Raw genomic sequence first — 23763 nt, forward strand, 5'->3', positions numbered from 1 at the left:
ATGCAAATTCAATCGAATGCTCAGCAGAGCGCATCTGCAGAAGCCGACATTATTCATCACTTCCGCGAAGCGGGCGATCGTCTGGAAGCGGAGTCTCGCGTGCTGGATGGCGTTATTCGCGATATCGTAATTCATGGCAAACGCGTCACCAGCAAAGCGATTATTCTTTATCTGATCGCTGAACTGGAGAGCACCACCGACGTGGTGCATCTTGATGTACTGCGTCACTGCCTGGAAATCGTGGTAGGCCGCACGCCGGACGACGAAGGAATCTAATCAGCGATGCGCCGTCTGGCCTGCGGGCGCCGGCGCAGCCGTTTCAAACTGACCCTGCGACGCCATAACCGAACAGCTCACTGCGGCGGCAAGGGAAACGGCAATCCAGATTTTCATCACTCTCTCTCCTGTTTTCGTTTATTTCACTCTCTTTAGCCTGGCACGCGAGCGCGTCAGCGAAAGTCTCTATGATAAGAAAAGGAATTTTCTGAGAGCGAAGGAGAGGGCATAAACGAATAACGCGCTAGTGCAGCAATCTTTCCGCTGACGGACGCCCCGTCAGCGAACCGTGCGTTCCGTAGTGCGCGCGCAGTTCGTCATGCACCTGATTGATCGCATGGCGCATCGCCATCAGGCGCTCGCTGTCCTGCTCCATTTTAAGCTGAAGCTGCAGCGTTTCCGTCACTGTGCGCCATGAGATATCGGCGCCCGCGCTCACCAGCTGCATAACGGCTTCGCCGATAACAATATTCGTCATCTTCTCGTTTGAATTATTTTCCATATTTCCTCGTCTCGCCTGAAACCTGGAAAAAGCTTAGCACAGGAATAGCGAACTGCAGGGCATCCTGTGCTCTCGCTAAACTAACGCCTGAGGCGGTAGATATCCGCAAAGTAGAGATAGCCTTTCTTGTCATACTGGCTCTTTAAGCGCGCCTTTTCATCGGCGCTAAGCACGTCACCGGCAAGCAGCGACTGAATAAAAGCGTCGCGTACGTGAACTTCCATATACCAGTCGCCGGTATAGCAATTTTTCAGCGCGCCTCTGTCAATATCTTTTACTCTGTAGGCGGGATTGATATGAAAAAAGAAGAAGAAATTACAGACGGCGAAAATAGCGCAGCAAACAATATATTCAATGGTGCCGAAGGATGAGGAATAAAGCAGCACGCCCATGGTAATCACAAACAGAAAGCACATCAGGCCATACAGTCCTGGATATTGCTTAATAAAGGAGATGTCAAAATAGGGTCGATCATTGCGATTTTCAGCGCGGTTTATTTGGTCTAATTCTTGCTGCAACAGACTTTCTAATTCGTTATACATGTAACCACTCTCAGCTAAAAACAACCCCAAAAGTATAGATGAATCGCGTTTGATTAGACACCGCAAATGAAACCTGATGCGGCAATGCCTTGTTCAGGGCAATCACGCCAGCGCGAAGATAGGCTGGCGTACTAAGCGGCAGAAAACGGGCGCGCCCTCAGGCGCGAGAAGAAAAAATAAAGTGGGTATCGGTTTCGCTGATCAAATAGAGGTTCTTCGCTTCGCCGCTGGGCGATACGAAAACCATATCCTGACCGATGCTAAGCGGCGCGAACACCTCGACCGGCTGGTTTTCTTTCTGGATCTCAAGCAGCATGCGCGACTCGAATGCGCGATCGGCAACGCTATCGAGATGATAATTGCAGCTAAAAGAAAGTTCAGGCTTATCGAGAATATAGAACTGTCCGGACGGCATAAGCTTGACCTCATTAGGGGAAAACCGCGTGGCAAAAACGCCAGCGATAACCTTAGTGTAGCTTTAAAAAGGAGAGGGGCGCGAAAGAAACAGAAGCGAACCGCACGCGTCGCAATGTTTGTTAGCAAGCTAATAATACCATGCGCAAGAAAAGTTAAAGCCTGTGGCGGTTTTTATGAGACTATTCTTATGCCCTTTCAAGAGCTAAGCCATTGCGAGTGCCGGAGATAAGCGCCGGGTGGGGCACGCGTATTTTGTCAGGTCGCCTCAGGCGGCCTTTTTTATGCGCGGCGAAGAGATAAAGCAAACCGCCATTCCATGGCGAACAACATTCCTAAAGGTACCTTACTCAGAATTACTCGGCGGACGACGGCTTTTTTGACCACCTTTCCGACCGGCTTCCCTGGCTCTGTCAGGATTGTTTCTGAAATTGCCTCCGCTGGCTTTGCCTCCTGCGCTGCCCGCTTCTTTTGCTCGATCCGGATCGTTAGCAAAATTACCAGCGCCACCTCTGTATTTCTGTTGTGTCATAGGTAGAACTCCTATCAATGTTCCATGAGATAAAAGGACTAGCTAGTCACCTTTTAAGCGTAGCCCGGCGCCGGGCTTAAGAGCAAGGCTATGTCTCAGCAAAAGGTGCTTATTCTTCGCGAAGTTAATTCCAGAGGCCAGGCGTGCCGCTGCGCGCAGCGGCATAAAGAAACAAGGTGAGCCTGTCTGAAAAACCTCACCTGTTCAGGCGAAAGGCGAGCGGTTTTCCTCTGACGCCTGCGCGCGATCGCGCGAAAGACGCCAGAAATCGGAGCCGGAAGGGTGCTGATAAATGCGCAGCGAAAAGATCCCGGCGACGGCGTAGATATACTCGAAAATCGCCGACTGCGAATTTTCATAGTCGGCCCACAGCGTCGACGAGGTAAAACAGTAGACCTCGATTGGCAGTCCGTCCGGCGAGGGTTTGAGCGCGCGCACCACGATATACATATCCTTGCGAATATCATCGCGCTGCGCCAGCCAGGCGGTAAGGTAGTGGCGGAACACGGTGAGATTGGTCATGCCGTTTTCAATAAACCAGCGATCGCCCACGGCGCTGATGTCGCGCCCGTCGAGCAGCACCGAAAGCGGTTCGCTGACGCCGCGCAGCTGGGTCATCGACTGCAACATTTCCTGATTCACAAAGGTGACCGAATCGAGGTCGAGATAAAAGCTGCGCATAATGCGCCGCGCGCCCGACGAAAACATCGCCTGCCAGTTGGTGTAGGTTTCCGTCAGGAAATTTTTGGTGGGAATGCGGGAGATGGTGTTATCCCAGTTGCGGATAGTAATGGTATGCAGAGCGATATCGGTGACTTCGCCGCTGAGATTTTTATCCGGCATCTCTATCCAGTCGCCGAGCTGCAGCACGTCGTTGGAAGAGACCTGAATATTGGCCACCAGCGACAGCAGCGTATGCTGAAAAACCAGCATTAATACCGCCGCCGCCGCACCCAGGCTGGAAATAATAATCACCGGCGATTTATTCGACATGATCGCCAGGATCATAATCGCCGATAAAATATGCACCAGGATTTTGCCGACCTGAATATAGCCTTTAATCGAATGATTTTTACGCTTCGATTTTTTCGAATAGGAGTTGTTGACGATCTCCAGCACTTCATTAAAAAAGAGTGAGAGATAGACGAAGAACAGAATGCCGCACAGGGTCCGGATGGCGATTTGCAGATGCTCGGGCAGTTCAGGCATGAACTGCAGTAAATAATAGACGGTGATAACCGGAATAAAGTTGGAGAGCTTCTCCGATATCCTGACATCCTTATCCAGCGGCACGTCGCTTTTATGGGCGCTGAAAAAGACTTTGCGCACCACTTTGACCACGAAGAATTTGCAGACAAGATGCGCAACCATGCCGGCGAGAACCAGCAGAAGAATATTGAAGGTGGCGGAAAGCGCGACGTTCCCCTCAATAAAGCCCATTAATTCGTTAAAATAGTGCATTTTTACCACGTACTGAAAAAGGTAGAGCGAAAGTTAAGCATAAAACAGAGGCGGATGATAAGCGACGAATGCGTCGTTAAGGAACAGCGGCAAGAGGACAACGCCCAGACGAAGCCGGGCGAGGGGCGCCAGAACGACGGGTTAAGACTGAGCAAGCCGACCGTCTTATCCCGCCGCGCGGGGCGTCAGAGCAGAGAATCGGGATTGGCTTTAGCGGCTTTTTTCTCCTCTTCGACAGCCTGCACCGGATCGGCAGCGCTCAGCCAGCGATCGAATTTCTGGTAGGTCTCGATAAAGGATTTAAAGTAGACGGTAATGCCGGTGACATTCTCTTTACGCTCCATATAAGCCACCGCCAGTTTAAACGCATCCTGATTTTCAAATTTCACGGGCTTTACTCTCCTGAATTACGGGTTTATTCAGCGTAGCCTGGCGTCGAAACCCGCGCCTGTGCATCTGTCTGCTTTTTCCCGCAAGGCGCGGCGGAGTGTGACGACGCATGACCCGCAGCGGCAGCATCATAACCCCACGCGCCTCGCTTTACATCAGGTTAAATCAGCAATCTTTCACCGCCTGTCCGCCGTCGCGCAAATGCGTCGCGCAACGGCGGCGGCAGGGCCGGTCAGAAGTTGTACGTCACGCCGGCGTACCAGGCGCGACCGGGCTCGTTATAGGTCGACGCGCCCGCGTTCTCGCGATAGAGCCGCTTATCGAGCAGATTGCTGACGCCCGCGTTGGCGCGCAGGTTTTTCGTCAGGTCGTAATTAAGGTTAAGGCCCAGCACCGAGTAGGCGCCAACCTCACGCTGCGACAGATTGTTCACCTCCAGCCGCGATTCGGAAAACTCGCGCGGCTTCTGGCGGCCGTACATCGTCCAGTTGATATTGCCGGAAAGGTCGCGCGTCATCTGCCACTCAAGCTGCGAGTTGATGGTGTACTTGGGAATAATCGACAGTGGATTACCGGTCTCTTTATCTTCCGACTTCAGCATATAGGTGGCGTTGCTGCGCCACTCCAGCGTATCGGCGATCAGCGGCACCGTCAGGTTGCCTTCCAGCCCTTCGACCACCGCTTTGCCGCCATTTTCCCAGCGCAGAATGTTATAGCCGTTAGAGGCGATGCCTACCCGCTCGCGGCCAGAGACAATCTTGTTTTTATAATCGTTGCGGAACCAGGTGATGCCCGCCACATAGCCTTGATGGGTGAACTCAATGCCCAGCTCTTTATTCACGCTCACTTCCGGCTCAAGATCGTCGCTGCCCAGCAGATAACAGCTGCCTGACGCGATATCTTTCGGACAGCCGTTGCCGCGCGTGGAAAGCAGATAGCCTTCGGTGGACTGATAGAGGTTCGGCGCTTTGAAGGCGCGAGCGATACCCGCCTTAAGCGTAAAGTAGTCTCCCAGATCCTGCGACAGGTTGAGACTCGGGCTCCAGTTGGCGCCAAAGCTGTTGTGGTAGTCGAAGCGGATGCCGGGAATGATCTCGGTCGAGTCGGTCGCGGCAATATTATCCTCGAAGTAGAGCGAGCTGAGGGTGGCGCTGTTCTTGCTGCTGCGATCCGCCGCGTTGCCGCTGACGCCGCCGATATTGACGCCCGCCTGGTTGGCGGCCTGCATCGAGGCGGGATCGTTCAGCTTGTCATGGTTCCACTCCGCGCCCAGCGTTACCGTCTGGTCGCGCAGCCAGTCGAGCGGGAAGTTAATCTCCGCGTTGCCGCGGTAGCTCTCCAGTCGGCTGGTGGCGAATTTATCGCTGTTGATCATTCCCTCCACGCTGCCGCCGGAGCCTTCCTGCAGGCGCGTGTTATTGGTTTTTTCGTAGTTGAACGTCAGCTTCGACAGGCCCCAGTCCCAGATGCCGTTGTGCGCCAGGCCATAAGACTGGCGGTAAAGACGGTTGGTTTCGCTGCCGACCAGCGATTCGACCAGGCCGTTGGCGCTGTTATTGCCGTTGCTGTTTTGCGTGTCGCCCGCGTAGATATTGCCCTGGCGGCTGTAGCCGTATGAGAAATCAAGGATCTGCTCTGGGGTTAACTTCCAGGAGAGCACGCCGTTGATATCTTTATTACGTACGCCTTCGCGACCCGCGGCATAGGAGCCGTTCTGCGCGGTATTAATGTCCCAGGCGTCGGCGTCGGTTTTATTGATGTTGCCATAGAGGCGCATAGTCAGTGCGTCGCCCGCCAGCGGCCCGCTCAGGCTGAAGTTGGCGCGTTTGGTCGCACCCTCTTTGCTGTCTTCGGGCTGGTTGGTAAACAGCGAGAGCGACCCGTGCCAGTCGTTGGTCGGCCGCTTGGTAATGATATTCACCACGCCGCCCGCCGCGCCGGAGCCGTAGCGCGCCGCCGCCGGGCCGCGGATTACCTCGATACGCTCAACCATTTCCGGCGGCACCCAGTTGCTGTCGCCGCGCGAATCGCGTTCGCCGCGCCAGCTGTAGCGCACCGCGTTGCGCGAGGAAACCGGCACGCCGTCAATCAGGATGAGGGTATTTTCCGGGCCCATGCCGCGAATATCGATCTGGCGGTTGTTGCCGCGGCTGCCGCTGGCGCCGTTGCCGGTTAGATTGACGCCGGGCATTTTACGGATGATGTCGGAGAGGTCGTTCACCGGCGGGCTTTTTTCAATATCTTTGGCGGTAATGGTGGAGACGCCGGGCTGCTGCTTGAGGATCTGCTCGGCGGTGACCAGCATCGTCTCGTCGTCGGCCAGCTTTTCTGTCTCTTCCGCCGCGCCTACGCCGGTGGCGCTCAACATGCCAACCATCAGCAGGGCGCAAGGGCGCTTTCTGAAATCTACCGTTACATTCACTTAAACTTTCTCCCTGATACGTTAATGAGTGTAAGTAAATGCGCATGATAGTGATAATGATTCTCATTGTATAGTTGGTGTCAGCATATTTACATTCCTACACAATGGGTTAAGAAACGGCCTATACGTCACGCTAATGCTTGTTACGGCAATGCTTAGCGTTTTTTCGCATTTGTTAAGCCAGCCTCTCCTCCTTGAGAATGAAGCCGTCTGGCCGTTTGGATACATATCCACTTTTCCCGCAAGGGATTTTATTTGATCAGGAGAAAGGTCCCCGTGAAACTCATGCAACGTGTCACCCTTATTGCTCTCGCTCTGGCCGCGCAGGGCGCGATGGCCGCCGACACCTCGGTGCCCACCGACAGCTCGCTGCATGTGCAAGCCGATCCCGCGCTGAAAAGCCTGGTGCCTGCCGCTATTCTGCAGCGCGGCTATATTGTCGCCGGGACTAATCCCAATACGCCGCCGACCACCTTCTATAAAGAAGACAATAAAACCCTGGCCGGACGCGAAATCGACGTGATGAACGCCGTCGGCGAACGGTTGGGCGTCGCGGTACAGTGGCGCGACACCGGCGGCTTCGACAATATCATTCCCGGCCTGAAAACCGGCCGCTACGATGTGGCGCTCTCCAATATCAACGCCACTCAGGCGCGCCTGAAGCAGGTCGATTTCGTCGGCTACTACAACGCCAGCCGCCTCGGCATTATCTCTCTGAAAAGCGCCAGTATCGCGCCGTTCACCACCTTCGACGCGGTCTGCGGCAAAGAGGTCGGCGCGGGGGCGGGCACCACGCAGATCACCCGACTGGAAGAGGCGAGCAAAGCCTGCGAAAGCGCAGGCAAACCGCCGATTAAAATCGCCGTTTTCCCGGATCGTCCTGCTGGCGTGCAGGCGGTTGTCAGCGGACGCGTGCCGATGTTCTTCGGGCCTTACGAAGGGCTCACCTGGCAGGTGAAGCTGATCAAACCGCTGACCATGAGCGGCGAGATCAGCGTCAACGATGCCCCGGTTTCCGTGGCGTTCCCGAAAGATTCACCGCTGGAGCCCGCAGTACAGGCGGCGCTCAATTCGCTGATCAAAGACGGCAGCTACCAGAAGATCCTCGATCGCTGGGAGATCGGCTTCGGCGCGGTGAAAGAGGCGAAACGTAATCAGGAGATCTTCCAGTGAACCCGGAACCGCATCGCGCTGACGAGCTGCGCATCGTCGGCAAACGCTACTATGGCCGCTGGCTGAGCGCGCTGCTGGTGCTGCTGTGCGTAGTGGCGATGGCCCACTCGATGATCAATAACCCACGCTTCGAATGGGGCGTTATCGCCGACAACTTTACCGAAGCGTCGATTCTGCAGGGCGTTTTAATGACCCTGCAGCTGACGGCAATTTCGGTGGTGCTGGGGTTCGCCTTCGGCACGGTGCTGGCGCTGATGCGCCTCTCCTCGAATCCGGTACTGGTGGCGGTAAGCTGGGCCTATACCTGGTTTTTTCGCGGCGTGCCGATGCTGGTGCAGCTGTTTCTCTGGTACAACATCGCCGCACTCTATCCTACGCTCTCCCTGTCGCTGCCGGGCGTCGGCGAACTCTGGAGCGCCCAGTCCAACGCGCTGGTCAGCCCGTTCAGCGCTGCCGTTATCGCGCTGGTGATGCACCAGTCCGCCTACGCGGCGGAGATCGTGCGCGCCGGCATCCAGAGCGTTGGCAACGGACAGCTTGAGGCGGCGCGCGCGCTCGGCTATCGGCCGGCGCAGATATTCCGCTTCACCATCCTGCCGCAGGCGATGCGCGCCATTCTGCCGCCGGCAGGCAATGAGGTGATCGGCCAGCTAAAAACCACGGCGGTGGTGTCGGTGATCTCGCTGCAGGATGTGCTCTTTTCCGCGCAGATCATCTATCAGCGCACCTATGAAGTGATCCCGCTGCTGCTGGTGGCGACGCTCTGGTATCTGCTGATGACCTCGGTGTTGTCGGTCGGGCAGTTCTATGTCGAACGCTATTTCTCGCGCGGCGTGTCGCGCGGTCAGTCGCGCACCCTGTGGCGCAGCCTGCTCAACGGCTTTACGCCGACGCGCAGCGAAAGGAGTATCACCAATGGCTGAGGCAATTGCTCTGCGTAACGTGACCAAACGCTTTTCCGGCGTCACCGTTCTTGACGAGGTCGATCTGGATATTCCCGCCGGTTCGGTGACGGTGATCCTCGGGCCGTCCGGCTCGGGCAAATCGACGCTGCTGCGCTGCATCAACCACCTGGAAAAGCTGGACGGCGGCACCATCCGCATCGGCGGCGAGCTGGTGGGATACCGACAGAAAGGGCAGGCGCTGCATGAGCTGAGCAGCGGCGAGGTGGCGCGCCAGCGCCGCGACATCGGCATGGTGTTTCAGCAGTTCAATCTCTTTCCTCATCGCACGGTGCTGCAAAACATCGCCGACGCACCGATACGCGTGAAAAAAGCGCCGCGCCAACAGGCGCTGGAAAAAGCGCGCGCGCTGCTGCAGCAGGTCGGGCTGGCGGGTCGCGAAGAGGAGTGGCCGCAAAATTTGTCGGGCGGACAGCAGCAGCGCGTCGCTATCGCCCGCGCGCTGGCAATGGATCCCGGCGTGCTGCTGTTTGACGAGCCGACTTCCGCGCTCGATCCCGAACTGGTGGGCGAGGTGCTGCAGGTGATTAAGCAGCTGGCGCACTCCGGCATCACCATGGTGATCGTTACGCACGAGATCGGCTTCGCGCGTGAAATCGCCGACACTCTGGTGTTTATGGAAAGCGGCCGGATCGTTGCCGCCGGGCCGACGCAGCAGGTGCTTGACGATCCCAACAACGGACGCGTGCGAAACTTCATCGCAACGGTGCTCTGAGCGCCATTTCTCCGCAGGACGATCATGACCGACAGTATGCACAGCGCCCACTGGGGCGCATTTCGCGCGCGCCGCGACGGCGACAGCCTGACGATTACCCCCTTCAGCGCCGACCCCGATCCCAGCCCGCTGCTGGCGAATCTGCACAACGCGCTTGCGCATCCGGCGCGCGTGGCGCGCCCGATGATACGGCGCGGCTGGCTGGAGAACGGGCCGGGTCCCGACGCGCGTCGCGGCCTGGACAGCTACGTGGCGGTAAGCTGGGAAGAGGCGTACGCGCGGGTGGCAGACGAGCTGCGGCGCGTCGGGGAGCGCTATGGGCCGGCCGGCATTTTCGGCGGATCTTACGGCTGGTCGAGCGCCGGACGCTTTCACCATGCGCAAAGTCAGGTGCACCGCTTTCTGAATACTGTGCTGGGCGGCTATGTGCGCTCGGTCAACAGCTACAGCTCCGGCGCGGCCTCGGTGCTGCTGCCGCATATCGTCGGCGATATGAACGAGATTGCGCGGCGCGGCGTCAGCTGGGAGTCGATCGCTGAGCACAGTGAGGTGGTGCTGGCGTTCGGCGGACTGGCGCTCAAAAATTCTCAGGTGGCGAGCGGCGGCCTTAGCGAGCACACCGAGCGCAGCTTTATGCAGCGCGCCGCCCGACGCGGCACGCGTTTTATCTCCGTTAGCCCGCTGAAAAGCGATCTACCTGATGAAGCAGGCGGCGAATGGCTACCGCTGATCCCCGGCAGCGACGCGGCCCTGATGCTCGCGCTGCTGCATGAGCTGACCACGCAGGGCCTGACCGCCGACGACTTTCTGGCGCGCTATACCCACGGCTGGACGACGCTCAAAGCCTATCTGCTGGGCGAAGAAGACGGCATTACGCGCGATGCCGACTGGGCCGCCGATCTCTGCGGCCTGCCCGCGGCGCAGATCCGCGCGCTGGCGCATGCGCTGCACGGCAAGCGCGTAGTGATAACCGTGGCGCACGCCCTGCAGCGCGCGCAGCATGGCGAGCAGCCGGTCTGGCTGGGACTGACGCTGGCGGCCGCGCTGGGGCAGCCAGGCCTGCCAGGCGGCGGCTTTACCTATGCGCTCGGCGCGCTGGGGCACTACGGCAAACACCATAATCTGGCGAGTTTTCCGGCGCTGCCACAGGGTAAAAACGGCATCGATCGCTTTATTCCGGTAGCGCGCATCGCCGATATGCTGCTGCATCCCGGCGAAAAATTTCACTATAACGGCCGCCATCTTACCTATCCCGACATTCGGCTGGCCTACTGGGCAGGCGGTAACCCGTTTCATCATCATCAGGATCTGGCGCGGCTGCGGCACGCCTTTTGCCGTCTTGATACGCTGATCGTCCATGAGAGCGCCTGGACTGCCACCGCGCGGCACGCGGATATCGTGCTGCCCGCCACTATGACGCTGGAGCGCGAAGATGTCGGCGGGGCGCCGACCGACCGCCATCTTATCGCCATGCAGCCGGTGGCGGCCCCGTACGGCGAGGCGCGGGACGATTACCAGATTTTCAGCGAGCTGGCGCGGCGCCTGGGACGAGAGGCGGCGTTTACCGAAGGGCGCGACGCGCGCGGCTGGCTTGAACATCTTTATGCGCAGCTGCAGGAGAAGCTGGCGGCGCATCAGGTAGGGCTGCCCGATTTCGCCGCCTTCTGGCGGGAAGGCGTGGTGACGCTGCCGCAGCTGCAGGATGGCGGCCGCATGATGAACGCGTTTCGCGCCGATCCGGCGGCCCATCCGCTGCCGACGCCCACCGGAAAGATTCAGATCGCTTCCGAGGTCATCGCCGGTTTCGGCTATGAGGATTGTCCCGGCCATCCGGTCTGGCGCGCGCCGCGCGAGCAGCCCTGCGCAAACTATCCTTTCTGGCTGATCGCCAACCAGCCAGCGACGCGCCTGCATAGCCAGCTCGATTTCGGCGACTACAGCCGCAGCGGCAAGCGCAACGGGCGTGAGGTTTGCAGCCTGCATCCGCTGGACGCGCAGCGGCTGAGCATCGCCGATAACGACATCATTGAGCTTTATAACGCGCGCGGGCATCTGCTGGCGAGCGCCGCGCTCACCGAGGCGATCAGGCCCGGCGTGGTGCGGCTGCCGACCGGCGCCTGGTACGATCCGGTCGATCCCGCCGCGGCGCGACCGCTCTGCCGTCACGGCAACCCCAACGTGCTGACGCAGGATATCGGCACCTCGGCGCTGGCGCAGGGCTGCACCGGCCAGATTGCCGTGGTGAACGTCAGAAAATATATCGGCGCCGCGCCGCCGGTCGCCGCCTTTACGCCGCCGCAAGGCTAAGCGCCGGACGCTACAGCGCGGCGATCAGCGTCTGCGCCAGGCGGCGTAAATCCTCATCATCGCGCAGCGCGCTGCAGGCCAGCAGCGCGGGCTGCCCGTCCAGCGCCGCGCGCAGCTTGCCTGCGACGTCCACCGGCGTCGCCAGCGACTGCTGACGGGTGCGCCGCTGGCGCAGCAGCGTGCCGTCGTTGAGAAACAGCGTCACCTCATGGAAGCGCAACCCGGGATTGATGGCATCCGGCGGCGCATGCTGGTCGGGCTGGCGCGTTACCTTCGCCGCCAGCGCCATAATCTGCGGATTGACTTCGCCTTCGGCAAAGTCAGCCATGCGCAGGTCGCCGTAAATCAGCATGGCGGCGATGACATATTCCAGGCTAAAACGCGCCTCGATACCGTTTTTCGGCTGGCGCACCGAGGCGGCGATATCGCCGCCGGGCGGAAAGGCCACGGTTATGCGATCGATAGCGCTCAGCAGCTCTGGTGTCGAACCGCTCCAGCGCTGGCGGATCTCACGCGTCGCCTCCGCCGCGCTATGCGTGCCGGCGCAGGTGGCGAAGGGTTTGAACTCCAGGCCCGGCGTGACGATGCGCCAGGGCGCGCCCCAGTTTTCCAGCAGCTTTTCAGGCTGCGCCTCACGCGCGCTGCCCAGCGAAATAAAGGCCTCGAGCACACCCTCCGGCTGTCCGTCGAACCCCGCCAGCGCCAGCTGCGCGGCGCGCACCGCGCGCTCGGCGGCGAAACCGGCATGCAGCGGCTTCACCGCCGAGCCGAACTGGGCGCGCAGGCCGCTCGCTTCGGTAGCGGCGATGCCGAGCAGCACCGCGGTCTGGCGCGCGTCCGCGCCGCTAAAGCGCGCCAGTGCCGCGGCGGCGGCCAGCGTGCCGAGCGATGCGGTATTGTGGTAGCCGAGCATGTAGTGGCTTTGCGTCATCGCCAGGCCGAGCCGGCCGGCCATCTCTACGCCGATGATAAAGGCGTCCAGAAAGCGCGCCGCGTCAAACGCCTTGTTCTCCGCCGCCCACGCCAGCAGCGCAGGCAGGATCACCACGCTGGGATGGCCGCGAAAGTCGGCGTGAAAATCGTCATAGTCGAGCGCGTGCGCGGCGTAGCCGAGCAGCAGCGCGCGCGACGCGGGCCCGCCATCGCCATAAATCGTTTTCAGCAGCGGCAAGCCGCTGTCCGGTGCCTGTTGGTTGAGTATCGGCCAGCTTACGGCGAGAAAATCCTGCACCCCCTGGCGCGCGCGCTGGCGCGCGGCGTCATTGGGCTGTGACAGGCGGATCGGCTGGCTGAGCTGCGCGGTCAGGCTCACGGCGTCGCCGCCAGATAACGGAAAAAATGCATCGACATCTCCGAAATAAAAAGCAGAACCCAGAGGGTAGCAACAAAGGCGCCGCTGTCTATATCTGAAATATCGCTAAGCTAATGCGAATTTGTGAAGAGGCGAGGCCGCATAAGGCGTTGCTTAAATTAGCGTTTGTCGTACTATGCCCTGCATACGCCACGCGCATGAGCAACCTTATTAACTCTCTGTTTACCCGACCTTTTTAGCGGGCAGCAGACCCACAGCAGGATAAGCCGTGTTAGCCATCAAATCGCCGCAAGCCTATCTACAGCAGGCCGGGATCCGCGCGCGGGCCGGAGAACATATTCGTCCCATCGCTACCCATCTTCGCATTCTCTCCTCGCCGCGCGCCTGGCAGGCGGTGAATCCTGAACTCACCGAAAGCCTCGAGAGGCAGGGAATCCGCTGGCAGCTGGAGCTGCTCGACGGCGAATGCACCGACGAGGCGATTAGCCAGCTTCAGGCGAATACGGCGCAGCAGGGCGCGGAGGCGATTCTCGCCGTCGGCGGCGGGCGCGTGCTGGACTGCGCCAAAGCGGCGGGCGACGGGCTGGATAAGGTTGCGGTGATCAACTTTGCCACGCTGGCCGCCACCTGCGCCGCCTGGTCGCCGGTGGCGATCGTCTATAACGCGCAGGGCGCGCATCTGCGCAGCCAGCCGCTGCGCAATATGCCGGCGCTGGTGCTGGTGGACAGCGAAATCATCGCCCGCAGCGATGTGCGCTACCTGAAAGCGGGCATCGTCGATGCGCTGGCCAAGTGGTATGAGTTTCGTCCCTATCAGCGCCACAATCCCGACAGCCTGGCGCTCGATTTGAAGGTCATGGCGGCGCAGCGCGCGGTGGACGCCTATCGGCAGTGGGGCGACGAGGCGGTAGCGGCCAACCGGCAACGCCAGGTGACCTTTGCGCTGGAGCGTATCATCGACGCGAATATCGTGCTGGCTGGACTGGCCAACAGTATGCGCGATACTCTACCGACGCCGGGCTACGCCCACGCCATCCATAATCGCCTGACCGGACTGCCGGAGCTGCACCCCTGGCTGCACGGCGAAAAAGTCGGTTACAGCCTGTTGGTTCAGTCTTTTATGGAGCAGGGCAACGGCGAACCGGACCCGGCGCTGGTGGCGCTGCTGCGCCGCTTCGACGCCCCGCTGAAGCTGCCCGTGCTGGCAGGCGATCGCGCGGCGGCGCTGCATCGTCTGGCCGCTGAAGTGCGTTTTCCGGCAGCCAGCGCGGCGCGTCTGCCGTTTGACGTTTCGTCGGCGGCGCTGGAACAGGCGCTTATCGCCACCGACCATTTTTCATAGCCGCCCAAAGACGGCTCTTACTTTAATCAGGGAAATAATATGGACAGTTCATCTGCAAAAAATCATCTGCGTCTTGGTCTTTTCGTTCAGCCGGTAGGGCATCACGTGAGCGGCTGGCGCCTGACCGAAGAGCTGGGGGCGCCGACCGATATCGACTGGCTGATTCGCCTGGCGCAGAAAGCGGAAGCGGGACGTTTCGATCTCTTTTTCGTCGGCGACGCGCTGGCGACCAGCATGTATCGTCTGCCCTCTACCATGGCGCGCCTCGAGCCGCTGACCATGCTGTCGGCGGTAGCGGTCAATACCCGCCGTATCGGGCTGGCCGCCACCGCGTCGACCACCTTCAGCGATCCCTTCACCATGGCGCGCACCTTCTCCTCGCTGGATCATATCAGCCGCGGCCGCGCCGCCTGGAATGTGGTGACGTCGTTCTCCGCCGACGTGGCGAAAAACTTCAGCCGCGACGATATGCCGAACCACGCCGAGCGCTATGCGCGCGCGCGCGAATTTCTGCAGGTGACCAGTAAACTATGGGAAGGCTGGGAAGAGGGCGCGGTAGAGCCAGATCCGGCATCGGGCCAGTATTTCGTTAACGAAAAGATCAACCCGATCAACCACGTCGGCGAGCATTTCCAGGTGCAGGGTCCGCTGAATATCACCCGCTCCCCGCAGGGGCGTCCGGTGATTATCGAAGCGGGATCTTCCGCCGACGGGCAGCAGCTCGCCGCCGAAACCGCCGAAGTGGTCTTTACCGCCGCCGCCAGTCTGGAAGAGGCGCAGGCGTTTTATCAGTCGCAGAAGGCGCAGGTCGCAGCCGCAGGCCGCAACCCGGCTCACGTGGTGATCATGCCGGGCGTGATGCCGATTGTCGGCCGCACGCGTGAAGAGGCGAAAGCGCTGTGGAAAGAGCTGAACACGCTGGTGGATATCGACAACGGGCTGAAACAGCTTTCGCTGCGCTTTAGCATGGATCTCTCCAGCTATCCGCTGGATGGCCCGGTGCCGGAAGTGCCGCTGGGCGAGGGCAACCAGAGCCGCGTGAAGCTAATGACCGATATGGCGAAGCGCGAGAACCTGACGCTGCGCGAACTGGCGGCGATCGCGGCGGGCTCGCGCGGGCACCGGGTTATTGTCGGTACCGCAGAGGATATCGCCGACGACTTCCAGCTCTGGCTGGAGCAGGGCGGCGCAGACGGCTTTAATATTATGCCGGCCATTATGCCGGAGCAGCTGGATCTGTTTGTGGAGCTGGTGATCCCGGAACTGCGTCGTCGCGGCCTGTTCCCGACCGACTATGCCTACGCCACGCTACGTGAGAACCTTGGTCTGCCAACGGTCTGACCTGGCTGCCGCGCAGAAAGCCGCAATGCAGAAATAAAAAAAGGCGCTGATATCAGCGCCTTTCTTATTAGATCAGGAACTCGTCGAGCGAGCCGCCTGCATCCAGCACTTTTTTAATCGGCGAAGGCGTGCGGCCCTGACCGGTCCAGAATTTGGTTTCGCCGGTTTCATCCGTGAACTTATATTTTGCCGGGCGCGGCGCGCGTTTCGCTTTGGGTTTGCTTTCGTTCTGCGCCAGGTCGGCCAGATCGGAAATATCGATGCCGTCTTTCATCAGCATCTCTTTATACAACGCCAGCTTCTCCGCTTTTTCTTTTTGCGCGGCTTGTTCAGCATTCACTTCTTCACGGCGTTCTGCGACAACGACAGAGAACTTTTCGAGCATCTCGTTTAACACGTCGAGCTCAATTTCTCGTGCCTGAACGCGCAGCGTACGAAGATTATTCAATGCTTTCAGCGCATCACTCATGGATATAACCCTTAACGAATCAAAATATGTAAAGCGCGCAGTTTACGGTAAAAAGTAGATAAAGGAAATAAGCTAAAGCACAGAGAGTATCATTAAATTGATAGCCAATTGCTACCTCGCCCGGGTTAATGTATTAGCATAAAAAAACAAGCACAAATATAACGCAGCGGAAAGCAGGGAGGGCGATGAATAGTTTTCGCGCGGTTGCCGTTAAGGCGATCGAGCTGCGGCCTTACGTTTATTTTTAAACGTAACAGCTCTTATCCTGCTGATAACTGGCAGTTTAACTCACCTGCATCGCCATATCTCCCCGCTATTTTACAGGTGATCTGTACAATGGCGCCAAATTTATCAGCGAATACAAGTTATAAACCTATTAAAACGGCCACTCTTTGCACAGCGTTATCATTAACTTTTGCAATATTTACCTCTTGCAAGCGTCAGCGGCTATTTAGCGTAACGCGGCGGTAGTGACGTGCGGAACTATTTTCCCGCTTAAAAAGCTCGCGTTGTTTCACTATTTCATAATCTGGAATAAATTTTCTTCGGTCGCAGAGGCGCCCTTATATTAATCAGCCGACAATTAGCGAATTAATAAGGCCTCTGTTCTTTCCAGCCATCGCGTCGGTTATGGAACCGTCATAGATTCCCAGCATCGCGAGCTAAGCGGCGAAACCGCTTTATTTGGTCATCTCGCCTCAGGTTGCGGCCTGCGCGCCCAGAGTCTGCCGGGTCAGTTGCCGCCTGACTTTCCTGTAAATTCCAGTAGTTACGCCGTGCTTACGCAGATTTACTTCATAAACCTCTTATTAATCAGTGTTTTTCTGCCGATTCCTGGCTGATGAACTTTTGCAGCATTTATTAACAATTGCTTGCAATGATAATAGCAATGCGTATATTTCTCATTTGCTTTATTACAGCATCACGTCAGGACAGCGTCCTGCGGCCGGACAGGCGAGTCGATCCGGCAACCAGTGGCAGCCATACCCAATAATGAAAAAAGAGGAAGAGTGATGTCTTTTGATGTTCAGCGCGTCAGGGAAAACCGCGCAGGCGATTGCGCCAGCGCCATGAAACACCCTCTGCAACGCTTGCTGCTGGCCGTGCTAATCGCCGCCAGCGTCGCGCAGAGCGCCCATGCTGCCGATACGGCCGCCTCCAGCGGACAGACGCTTGTCGTCGAGGCCAGCGCCAGCAGCACCGGGCAGCAGGACGCGCGCGATTACAGCGTGCCGATTACGCGCGCTGGCACCAAAATGGCGCTGACCGCGCGCGATATTCCGCAGTCGGTCACTGTCGTCAGCAAGCAGCGCATGGAAGATCAGCAGCTGCAGTCGCTGAATGACGTGCTGCACAACACCACGGCGATCACCGCCGTCAGTCCCGATATGGATCGCATTACTTATTATTCGCGCGGCTTTCCCATCGACAACTTTATGGTCGACGGTATTCCGACCACCTTCGCCTCAAACTGGAACCTGGGCGACGCCAAGTCTGATATGGCGCTCTACGAGCGGGTCGAAGTGGTGCGCGGCGCGACCGGTCTGCTGACCGGGCCGGGCAACCCGTCGGCCGCTATCAACATGGTGCGCAAGCACGCCGACAGCAAAGAATTCACCGGCAGCGTCTCCGCGACCTACGGCAGCTGGGGCAAGCAGCGCTACGTCGCCGATCTCTCGACGCCGCTCAACAGCGACGGCAGCGTGCGCGGCCGCCTGGTAGCGGGCTATGACGACAAAAACAGCTTTATCGAGCGCTACGGCGCGACTAAGCAGTTTGTCTACGGCGTGGTTGACGCCGATCTGACCGACTCTACCACCCTCTCGGTGGGCTATGAGTTCTCGCAGGTCAATACCGACTCGACGATGTGGAGCGGCACGCCGCGCTGGTACACCGACGGCACGCAGATTCATACCCGCCGCGGTTTCAACACCGCGCCGGAGTGGGCCTATAACGATCAAGAGAACAAAAAGCTGTTCGTGAACCTGAAGCAGGATTTCGACAACGGCTGGAACATCACGCTGAACGGTACGCATAACGAGATGTACCTCGACAGCAAGCAGCTCTACCTCGACGGCTACTTTGATAAAACCACCGGCCTCGGCGTCTCGCAGTACGCCAACTATCCGGTAGTGGGCGGCACCGGCTACAACACCGGCAAGCGCAAGGTGGATGCGGTAGACGCTTTCGCCAGCGGCCCCTATGAGCTGCTGGGTCGTCAGCATGAGCTGATGATCGGCGTTAACTACAGCCGTCAGGACAATAAGTATTACAGCTCCTGGGCCAATATTTCGGCGGACGAGCTGGGCAACTACAACGACTATAACGGCAACTTCCCGGAGACCGACTGGGGCCCGCGTGAGCTAACGGCGGACAGCACCACTGTGCGGCAGAAAGCGGTCTACCTCGCGACGCGCATTTCGCTCGCCGATCCGCTGCATCTGATCCTGGGCGCGCGCTACACCAACTGGAATCGTCAGACGCTGGCCTCCGGGGAAGAGCTGGAGAAGAATAACACCACGCCGTACGGCGGGCTGATTTACGACTTCGCCGAGAACTGGTCCGCCTACGCCAGCTACACCTCGGTGTTCCAGCCGCAGGACTACCGCGACAGCAGCGGCGCCTTCCTCTCCCCGGTGATCGGGAAAAACTACGAGGTGGGCGTGAAGTCCGACTGGCTCAACAGCCGTCTGACCACCACGCTCTCCGTGTTCCGCACCGAGCTGGATAATGTTGGGGTAGATACCGGCCAGGTTATTCCGGGCTCGCAGAGCACCGCCTACGAGGCGAAGGATGGCGTGGTCAGCCGCGGCGTGGAGTTTGAGCTGAACGGCGCGCTCACCGACAACTGGCAGATGACATTTGGCGGCACCACCTATCTGGCGGAAGATCGCGACGGCAACGCCTATAACTCGCAGCTGCCGCGCACCACCTTTAATCTCTTTACCAGCTATCGCCTGCCGATGCTGGATCAGCTGACGCTCGGCGGCGGCGTAAACTGGCAGACGCACACCTGGCAGGACGTTGGCGCGCCGGAAGGCAACGGCACCTGGCACGCGAAGCAGGGCAGCTATGCGCTGGTGGATCTCTTTGCTCGTTATGAGGTGAATAAAAACCTGTCGCTGCAGGCCAACCTGAATAACCTGTTCGACAAAGAGTACGACACCTGGGTCGGCGCCTATAACGTCTATGGCGCGCCGCGTAACTTCTCGGTATCGGCGACCTATCGGTTCTGAGTGGACTTTCAGCGAGTAAAAAAACCACGGCGGGACAGCTCAGGCTGTACCCGCCGTTTTTGCTTCAAAGCGATGACATCGCCAGGCTAGCTGAACAGAGAGGCAAATTAAGGGATGTTTTTGATATAGCCGCTTAAATAAACGACATTCCCGCTAAAACGAATGTCGCCTTCAGGAGCAGCGACTTCAGTAAGCTCATCCAGTAAACAGGGGGTTATTGCCAACGCCTGCGCAACCGCTGCTTTATCAACATTCATATTCTCATAAAGAAAGTTCAGAGCGCTGGGCAAAAACTCCGGCTTCTCGCTGACGATCAAACTATCTTCCTTTTCATCTATCGCTTCGCCTTTGCGTTTCAATGCGGTAAAAGCCGTTTTGTACTGTGCGTCTGTTAATAAACCGAGCTGATGCGCTCTGTAGACGATCGCCGCTTTGCTGACCTTCCAGGTTAGCTTGAATTCGCTTAATCCTTTCCAGTTGATGCGTCCTCCGACCGGCGGCGGAAAGAAGCTTGCCATAGCCGAACGAGGAAGCAAAAGCGCTGAAGCAAAGCGGTTCGCCTGAGATTCTGTCGCACGATCGCCGGTCGTTACCCCGCGATGCAGAATCAGATGCGCAATTTCATGCGCTATATCGAAGCGCTGACGACAGGCTGATTTCTTCGCTCTGTTTCTGACGATAAACGGGCGTTCGAGCGGCACAGACAATGCGTCTACCTCATCGGAAAGGGAATCAAACGAGGTAACAAAAGCGCCGAGCTTTTCGGCCAGACGCGTCACATTATCAATCGGCCCCAATCCCAGCCCCCAGTCGACACGGCATTTTTCAGCCGCACTCTCAATCTCTTCCGGGGTATGGGCGGTAATCTCCTGAAAACAGACGGGAGGCAGTTCCAGTTGCCGATCGAGAAGGGTTATCAAACGGCCGTAAAGCTCGGCCTTTGCCAGCGTTGAAAGCCGCGTTGACACTCGCGTGCCTTCCCGTTTACGAAAGTGCACCAGCTCTTCGTTGACGCGTTGCGGCTCCTGTAGGCGAAAGAATTCAGGCGTCACCTTTAAAGCGACGGCTAATTCTTTTGCCAGTACGGGAGTAGGGACAGCAATGCCGGTTTCCAGCCGCTGTATGTACTGGCGAGTCTTGCTGACTCGCTCAGCCACTTGCTCCAGCGACAGCTCGTGATACAGACGAGCCAGTCGTAAATTCGAACCGTTAAACACGTTTCACCTGTTACTTATTATCTGATGGCCTTTGCTTATCGCGGGTCGGTGCCCGGATAGGATCCAGGACAATGGGAACGGATGCGGGCGGGGTATCGCCCATCGCATGCAGCGGCGGCACACGTCCTTCTCCAAAGGTCCATTTTGAAACAATTTCATCCAGCGCATTAGTGCCAATGAAATGCACTCGCGCGCCTTCACCCTCAAATTCTGGCTTCTCAACCACAAAACGATGCAGCGTAGGCGTGGTCAGCTGAGGCTCAAAGAGCTGGTCCACTTCATTCCTGCGAAAAAAACCGGGCTTTTTGGGATTGTCCGGATCGTCTGCGAAAAAGCGCACCGGAATATTTTCAATATTGAACGTCACATCCATTCCCGGATGGGTCAGCTGCAGCCAATTATGCTTACCACTCAGACAAAGAGCGATAAGCATTTGTCGCTGTCGGCCAAACGTACAGGTTCCGCGAGTGTAGTTATCATCCAGCGGTGAAGAGAGTTGCTGCCAGGTCATATCGAGTACCTTAAGCAGCTCTTCGGCAATAAGTGAAAGACGTTCTTCAGAAAGTTCAGGATAAAAAAGCCAGGGGTAAGGGTGAGTTTGCATTTTAATATTCCTTCAAATTGCAATTCGAGGGATTTGTCAATCGGGGTGTTGGTGCACAAAGGCAGATTTGTCAATCATTTTTGGGATGCACGACGCGTCAGAGGGTTATTTATGATGCTGTAAGTTAATGCCGACGCGCGCTGCATCATACGCCGCGACGCGCTCGCGGATCGTCGGCAGCAGCAACCGCCCATAATCCGCCGCGTCGCGCAGCTGATCGAAGCCGCGGAACAGGAAGGTGGTGACGCCGAGCTTGTAATATTCCAGCGCCGCCTCGGCTACCGTCTCCGGCGCGCCGACCAGCGAGGTGGAGTTGCCCGCCGCGCCGGAAAGGGCGGCGATGCCGGTCCACAGGCAGCTGTCGTAGACCTTGCGCGCCGTCGCCAGCTGATATAGCCGCTGCGAGCCGGTATTGCTGTCGGGCTGGATCGCCTGGCCGCCGAGCCTCGCCTGCGCCTGCGCGAGCAGATGGTCGGCGCGCTGCCATGCCTCTTCATCGGTCGTGCCCAGCACCGGGCGCAGCGACAGGCTAAAGCGAATCTGATCCTCGCGGCCATATTTCTGCGCCGCCGCGCGCACCTGGGCGATTCGCTCTTTCACCTGCTCCAGCGGCTCGCCCCACATCATATAAACGTCGGCATGGCGCGCAGCAATCTCTACCGCCGCATCCGACGCGCCGGAAAAGTAAATCGGCACGCGCGGTTTCTGGTACGGCTTCACCTCGGTAAAGTTGTCCCGCACCTGATAGAAATCGCCCTCAAAGCTGAACGGCTGCGGCGACGTCCATACCTGCTTCATAATCTCCAGATATTCGCCGCTGCGCGCATAGCGGCTCTCTTTATCGAGAAAGTCGCCGTCGCGCTGCAGATCGCCGCTGTCGCCGCCGGTAATCACGTTGATCGCCGCACGCCCCTGGCTGAGCTGGTCCAGCGTCGCGAACTGGCGCGCTGCGAAGGTCGGCGCCTGAAAGCCGGGCCGATGCGCCACCAGCAGGCCGAGCTTATCGGTGAACGCCGCCACGTAGCTGGCGATAATCATCGAATCTGGCGCGCGGGTATTTACCGGCAGCAGCACTTTGTCAAAACCCGCATACGCCTGCGTCTGGGCAAAGGCTTTGATAAAGGGCAGATCCACCACCTGACCGTTGCCGGCGTCGGACTCGCTCGCCTCATGCGCGCCTACCAGACCAATAAATTCCAGCGTCATCATTCACTCCTGTCGGATAAAAGGGCCGCTTTGCCGGCGGCGGTGAAAATAACATCGTCCTGCGGCATATGGATCCGGCCGCACAGTACGTTGCGCAGGTGGCGTTCGAGCGGGTTGGCGCGCGTCAGCGCGTGATTGCCGATATGCTCGACCATCAGCTGCACGCTGCGAATGGCGTTATCGATAGTGACCTGTTTCACTTTCGCCGCGTCGGCTGCGGCGATCTGGCCAGCTGCCGCACTGTCGAGCAGCGTGCGGCTGGTAAACAGCAGGGTTTCGATGCGGCCCGTCAGCTCCTGAAAGCGCGGCAGGCTCGCCAGCGGCTGGCCCAGGTTGGCGGGCACGCGCTGCTGCAGAAAGCGGATGAATTCACGCTGCGCCGCGCGCGCCACCGCGTCATAGAGCGTGCCCAGCAGTACCGCCATCCACAGGTTCTCTTCGTCGTTGAGCGCCGGACACGGCGTGCTCCAGCGGCTGACGTTGACCGCATTCTCCAGCGGCACCCAGACCTCCTCCAGCACCACGCGGTGGCTGCAGGTGGCGCGCATGCCCAGATGATCCCACTCCTCTTCAATGCGGATGCCGGGCGCGGAAGCGGGCACCAGCCAGGCGCCGACCAGCGGATCCGCGTCGTCGCTGCGGCCCCAGACCAGAAACCAGCTCAGTCCGACACTGCCGGTGGAGTAGATTTTTTCGCCGCTGATGCGCCAGCCGTCGGCGGCGCGTCGCGCGGTGGTGGCGGGCAGGCCGCCGCGCGCGGGCGTGCCCAGCTCCGGCTCGACGCGCAGCGCGTTAATTAGCGCCCCATGCTGCGCGATGCTCTGCGCCACCTGGCGGCGCACGTCGGCGGGCCAGCTGGCGTCGTCGCCGAGCCGACGGGCGTTCAAGTACTGCATAATCAGGATAAGCGCGGTAGAAGGTTCGCCCTGCGCCACCGCGGCGATCGCCGCGCGGCACGCCGCCAGATCCGCGCCGCCGCCGCCCGCAGACGCAGGCAGCGCGAAACTGAGCAGGCCGTGCTGGCGCAGCAGCGCGAAATTGGCCGTGGGAAATTCGCCACGTCTGTCCACCTCCGCCGCGCTGCTCGCCAGCGTCTGGCTAATCACCGGCAGCAGCTCGTGAAGATATTCGCTAAGCGCCATCATCTTGCCTCAGTTATTCAGGGGGATTGTCGATTCTTTATTTTTCTCTTAGCGAAGTAAAAGCATTAAAGCGGATAACCACATGCGGAATCGGCATAATTTACAGGCTGGTTGCCCCCTCTGTTTCCCATTACTCTGCCCCTGTCGTCATATTTCTTTGATATTTCATTTCCGGCAAAGGGTATTTCATTCGGGGGA

21 protein-coding genes are annotated in these 23763 nt (G+C 58.8%); 8 read left to right on the top strand and 13 right to left on the bottom strand.

The features are described 5' to 3' along the window. Positions 1–276, top strand: coding sequence for a biofilm development regulator YmgB/AriR family protein (locus PVE98_RS20655; protein WP_033748469.1), 276 nt, complete (start codon positions 1–3; stop codon positions 274–276). A gap of 244 nt (positions 277–520) precedes the next feature. Here the strand turns inward: PVE98_RS20655 and PVE98_RS20660 are convergent, their stop codons facing one another. The 7 genes from PVE98_RS20660 to PVE98_RS20690 form a co-directional block, all read right to left on the bottom strand. Next, positions 521–778, bottom strand: coding sequence for a hypothetical protein (locus tag PVE98_RS20660; protein WP_096074054.1), 258 nt, complete (start codon positions 776–778; stop codon positions 521–523). Between the two features lie 80 nt (positions 779–858). Then, positions 859–1320 carry a YlaC family protein gene (locus tag PVE98_RS20665; RefSeq protein ID WP_096074053.1) on the bottom strand — a complete coding sequence of 154 codons (462 nt, stop codon included), beginning with the start codon at positions 1318–1320 and terminating at the stop codon, positions 859–861. Between the two features lie 157 nt (positions 1321–1477). After that, a complete protein-coding gene (locus PVE98_RS20670; protein ID WP_033748473.1) occupies positions 1478–1735 on the bottom strand; it encodes a hypothetical protein in 258 nt (85 codons plus the stop codon). A 345-nt stretch (positions 1736–2080) separates the two neighbouring features. Further along, positions 2081–2266 carry a general stress protein gene (locus tag PVE98_RS20675; RefSeq protein ID WP_072010392.1) on the bottom strand — a complete coding sequence of 62 codons (186 nt, stop codon included), beginning with the start codon at positions 2264–2266 and terminating at the stop codon, positions 2081–2083. 204 nt (positions 2267–2470) lie between these two features. Continuing rightward, a complete protein-coding gene (locus tag PVE98_RS20680) occupies positions 2471–3727 on the bottom strand; it encodes a mechanosensitive ion channel family protein (protein WP_096074051.1) in 1257 nt (418 codons plus the stop codon). Positions 3728–3912: 185 nt separating this feature from the next. Then, on the bottom strand, positions 3913–4116 hold the full coding sequence (locus PVE98_RS20685; protein WP_033748479.1) for a hypothetical protein: 204 nt from the start codon (positions 4114–4116) through the stop codon (positions 3913–3915). Between the two features lie 233 nt (positions 4117–4349). Further along, complete coding sequence (locus tag PVE98_RS20690; protein ID WP_096074050.1) at positions 4350–6494, bottom strand: TonB-dependent siderophore receptor; 2145 nt, start codon at positions 6492–6494, stop codon at positions 4350–4352. A gap of 330 nt (positions 6495–6824) precedes the next feature. On the opposite strand from PVE98_RS20690, the gene PVE98_RS20695 reads away from it, so the two are divergent. Genes PVE98_RS20695 through PVE98_RS20710 form a run of 4 tightly spaced genes read left to right on the top strand, consistent with a single transcriptional unit; the run spans position 6825 to position 11696 of the window. Beyond that, positions 6825–7712: an ABC transporter substrate-binding protein gene (locus PVE98_RS20695; RefSeq protein ID WP_187143699.1), complete on the top strand. Its 888-nt coding sequence runs from the start codon at positions 6825–6827 to the stop codon at positions 7710–7712. Further along, entirely contained in the window at positions 7709–8635 is a 927-nt protein-coding gene (locus tag PVE98_RS20700; protein WP_096074049.1) for an amino acid ABC transporter permease, read from the top strand. The genes PVE98_RS20695 and PVE98_RS20700 overlap by 4 nt, the downstream gene beginning before the upstream one ends. Then, positions 8628–9389 (top strand): amino acid ABC transporter ATP-binding protein, encoded by a 762-nt coding sequence (locus tag PVE98_RS20705; RefSeq protein ID WP_033748490.1) that lies wholly within the window; start codon positions 8628–8630, stop codon positions 9387–9389. The genes PVE98_RS20700 and PVE98_RS20705 overlap by 8 nt, the downstream gene beginning before the upstream one ends. Positions 9390–9413: 24 nt before the next feature. After that, on the top strand, positions 9414–11696 hold the full coding sequence (locus PVE98_RS20710; protein WP_096074048.1) for a molybdopterin-dependent oxidoreductase: 2283 nt from the start codon (positions 9414–9416) through the stop codon (positions 11694–11696). Positions 11697–11706: 10 nt separating this feature from the next. Here the strand turns inward: PVE98_RS20710 and PVE98_RS20715 are convergent, their stop codons facing one another. Then, positions 11707–13008, bottom strand: coding sequence for an MmgE/PrpD family protein (locus PVE98_RS20715; protein WP_096074047.1), 1302 nt, complete (start codon positions 13006–13008; stop codon positions 11707–11709). Between the two features lie 268 nt (positions 13009–13276). On the opposite strand from PVE98_RS20715, the gene PVE98_RS20720 reads away from it, so the two are divergent. After that, positions 13277–14350, top strand: coding sequence for an iron-containing alcohol dehydrogenase family protein (locus PVE98_RS20720; protein ID WP_096074046.1), 1074 nt, complete (start codon positions 13277–13279; stop codon positions 14348–14350). A gap of 39 nt (positions 14351–14389) precedes the next feature. Next, positions 14390–15691 carry an LLM class flavin-dependent oxidoreductase gene (locus PVE98_RS20725; RefSeq protein ID WP_096074045.1) on the top strand — a complete coding sequence of 434 codons (1302 nt, stop codon included), beginning with the start codon at positions 14390–14392 and terminating at the stop codon, positions 15689–15691. A gap of 67 nt (positions 15692–15758) precedes the next feature. Here PVE98_RS20725 and PVE98_RS20730 read toward each other — a convergent pair whose 3' ends face one another. Beyond that, complete coding sequence (locus PVE98_RS20730) at positions 15759–16160, bottom strand: H-NS family nucleoid-associated regulatory protein (protein ID WP_033748500.1); 402 nt, start codon at positions 16158–16160, stop codon at positions 15759–15761. A gap of 1070 nt (positions 16161–17230) precedes the next feature. Between PVE98_RS20730 and fhuE the strand changes: the two genes are divergently transcribed. Continuing rightward, complete coding sequence (fhuE, locus tag PVE98_RS20735) at positions 17231–19396, top strand: ferric-rhodotorulic acid/ferric-coprogen receptor FhuE (protein ID WP_407568606.1); 2166 nt, start codon at positions 17231–17233, stop codon at positions 19394–19396. 107 nt (positions 19397–19503) lie between these two features. Here fhuE and PVE98_RS20740 read toward each other — a convergent pair whose 3' ends face one another. The 4 genes from PVE98_RS20740 to PVE98_RS20755 all read right to left on the bottom strand — a co-directional run bounded on the left by PVE98_RS20740 (position 19504) and on the right by PVE98_RS20755 (position 23568). Next, on the bottom strand, positions 19504–20613 hold the full coding sequence (locus PVE98_RS20740; protein WP_096074043.1) for an XRE family transcriptional regulator: 1110 nt from the start codon (positions 20611–20613) through the stop codon (positions 19504–19506). Positions 20614–20623: 10 nt separating this feature from the next. Then, positions 20624–21217, bottom strand: coding sequence for a hypothetical protein (locus tag PVE98_RS20745; protein WP_096074042.1), 594 nt, complete (start codon positions 21215–21217; stop codon positions 20624–20626). A gap of 105 nt (positions 21218–21322) precedes the next feature. Next, on the bottom strand, positions 21323–22423 hold the full coding sequence (locus PVE98_RS20750; RefSeq protein WP_407568607.1) for an LLM class flavin-dependent oxidoreductase: 1101 nt from the start codon (positions 22421–22423) through the stop codon (positions 21323–21325). After that, positions 22423–23568 (bottom strand): acyl-CoA dehydrogenase, encoded by a 1146-nt coding sequence (locus PVE98_RS20755; protein ID WP_096074041.1) that lies wholly within the window; start codon positions 23566–23568, stop codon positions 22423–22425. Before PVE98_RS20755 ends, PVE98_RS20750 begins: the two co-directional genes overlap by 1 nt. Between the last annotated feature and the right edge of the window lie 195 nt (positions 23569–23763).

The sequence above is a fragment of the Pantoea sp. GABEPS69 genome, from assembly GCF_045780835.1.
Lineage (GTDB): Bacteria > Pseudomonadota > Gammaproteobacteria > Enterobacterales > Enterobacteriaceae > Pantoea > Pantoea septica.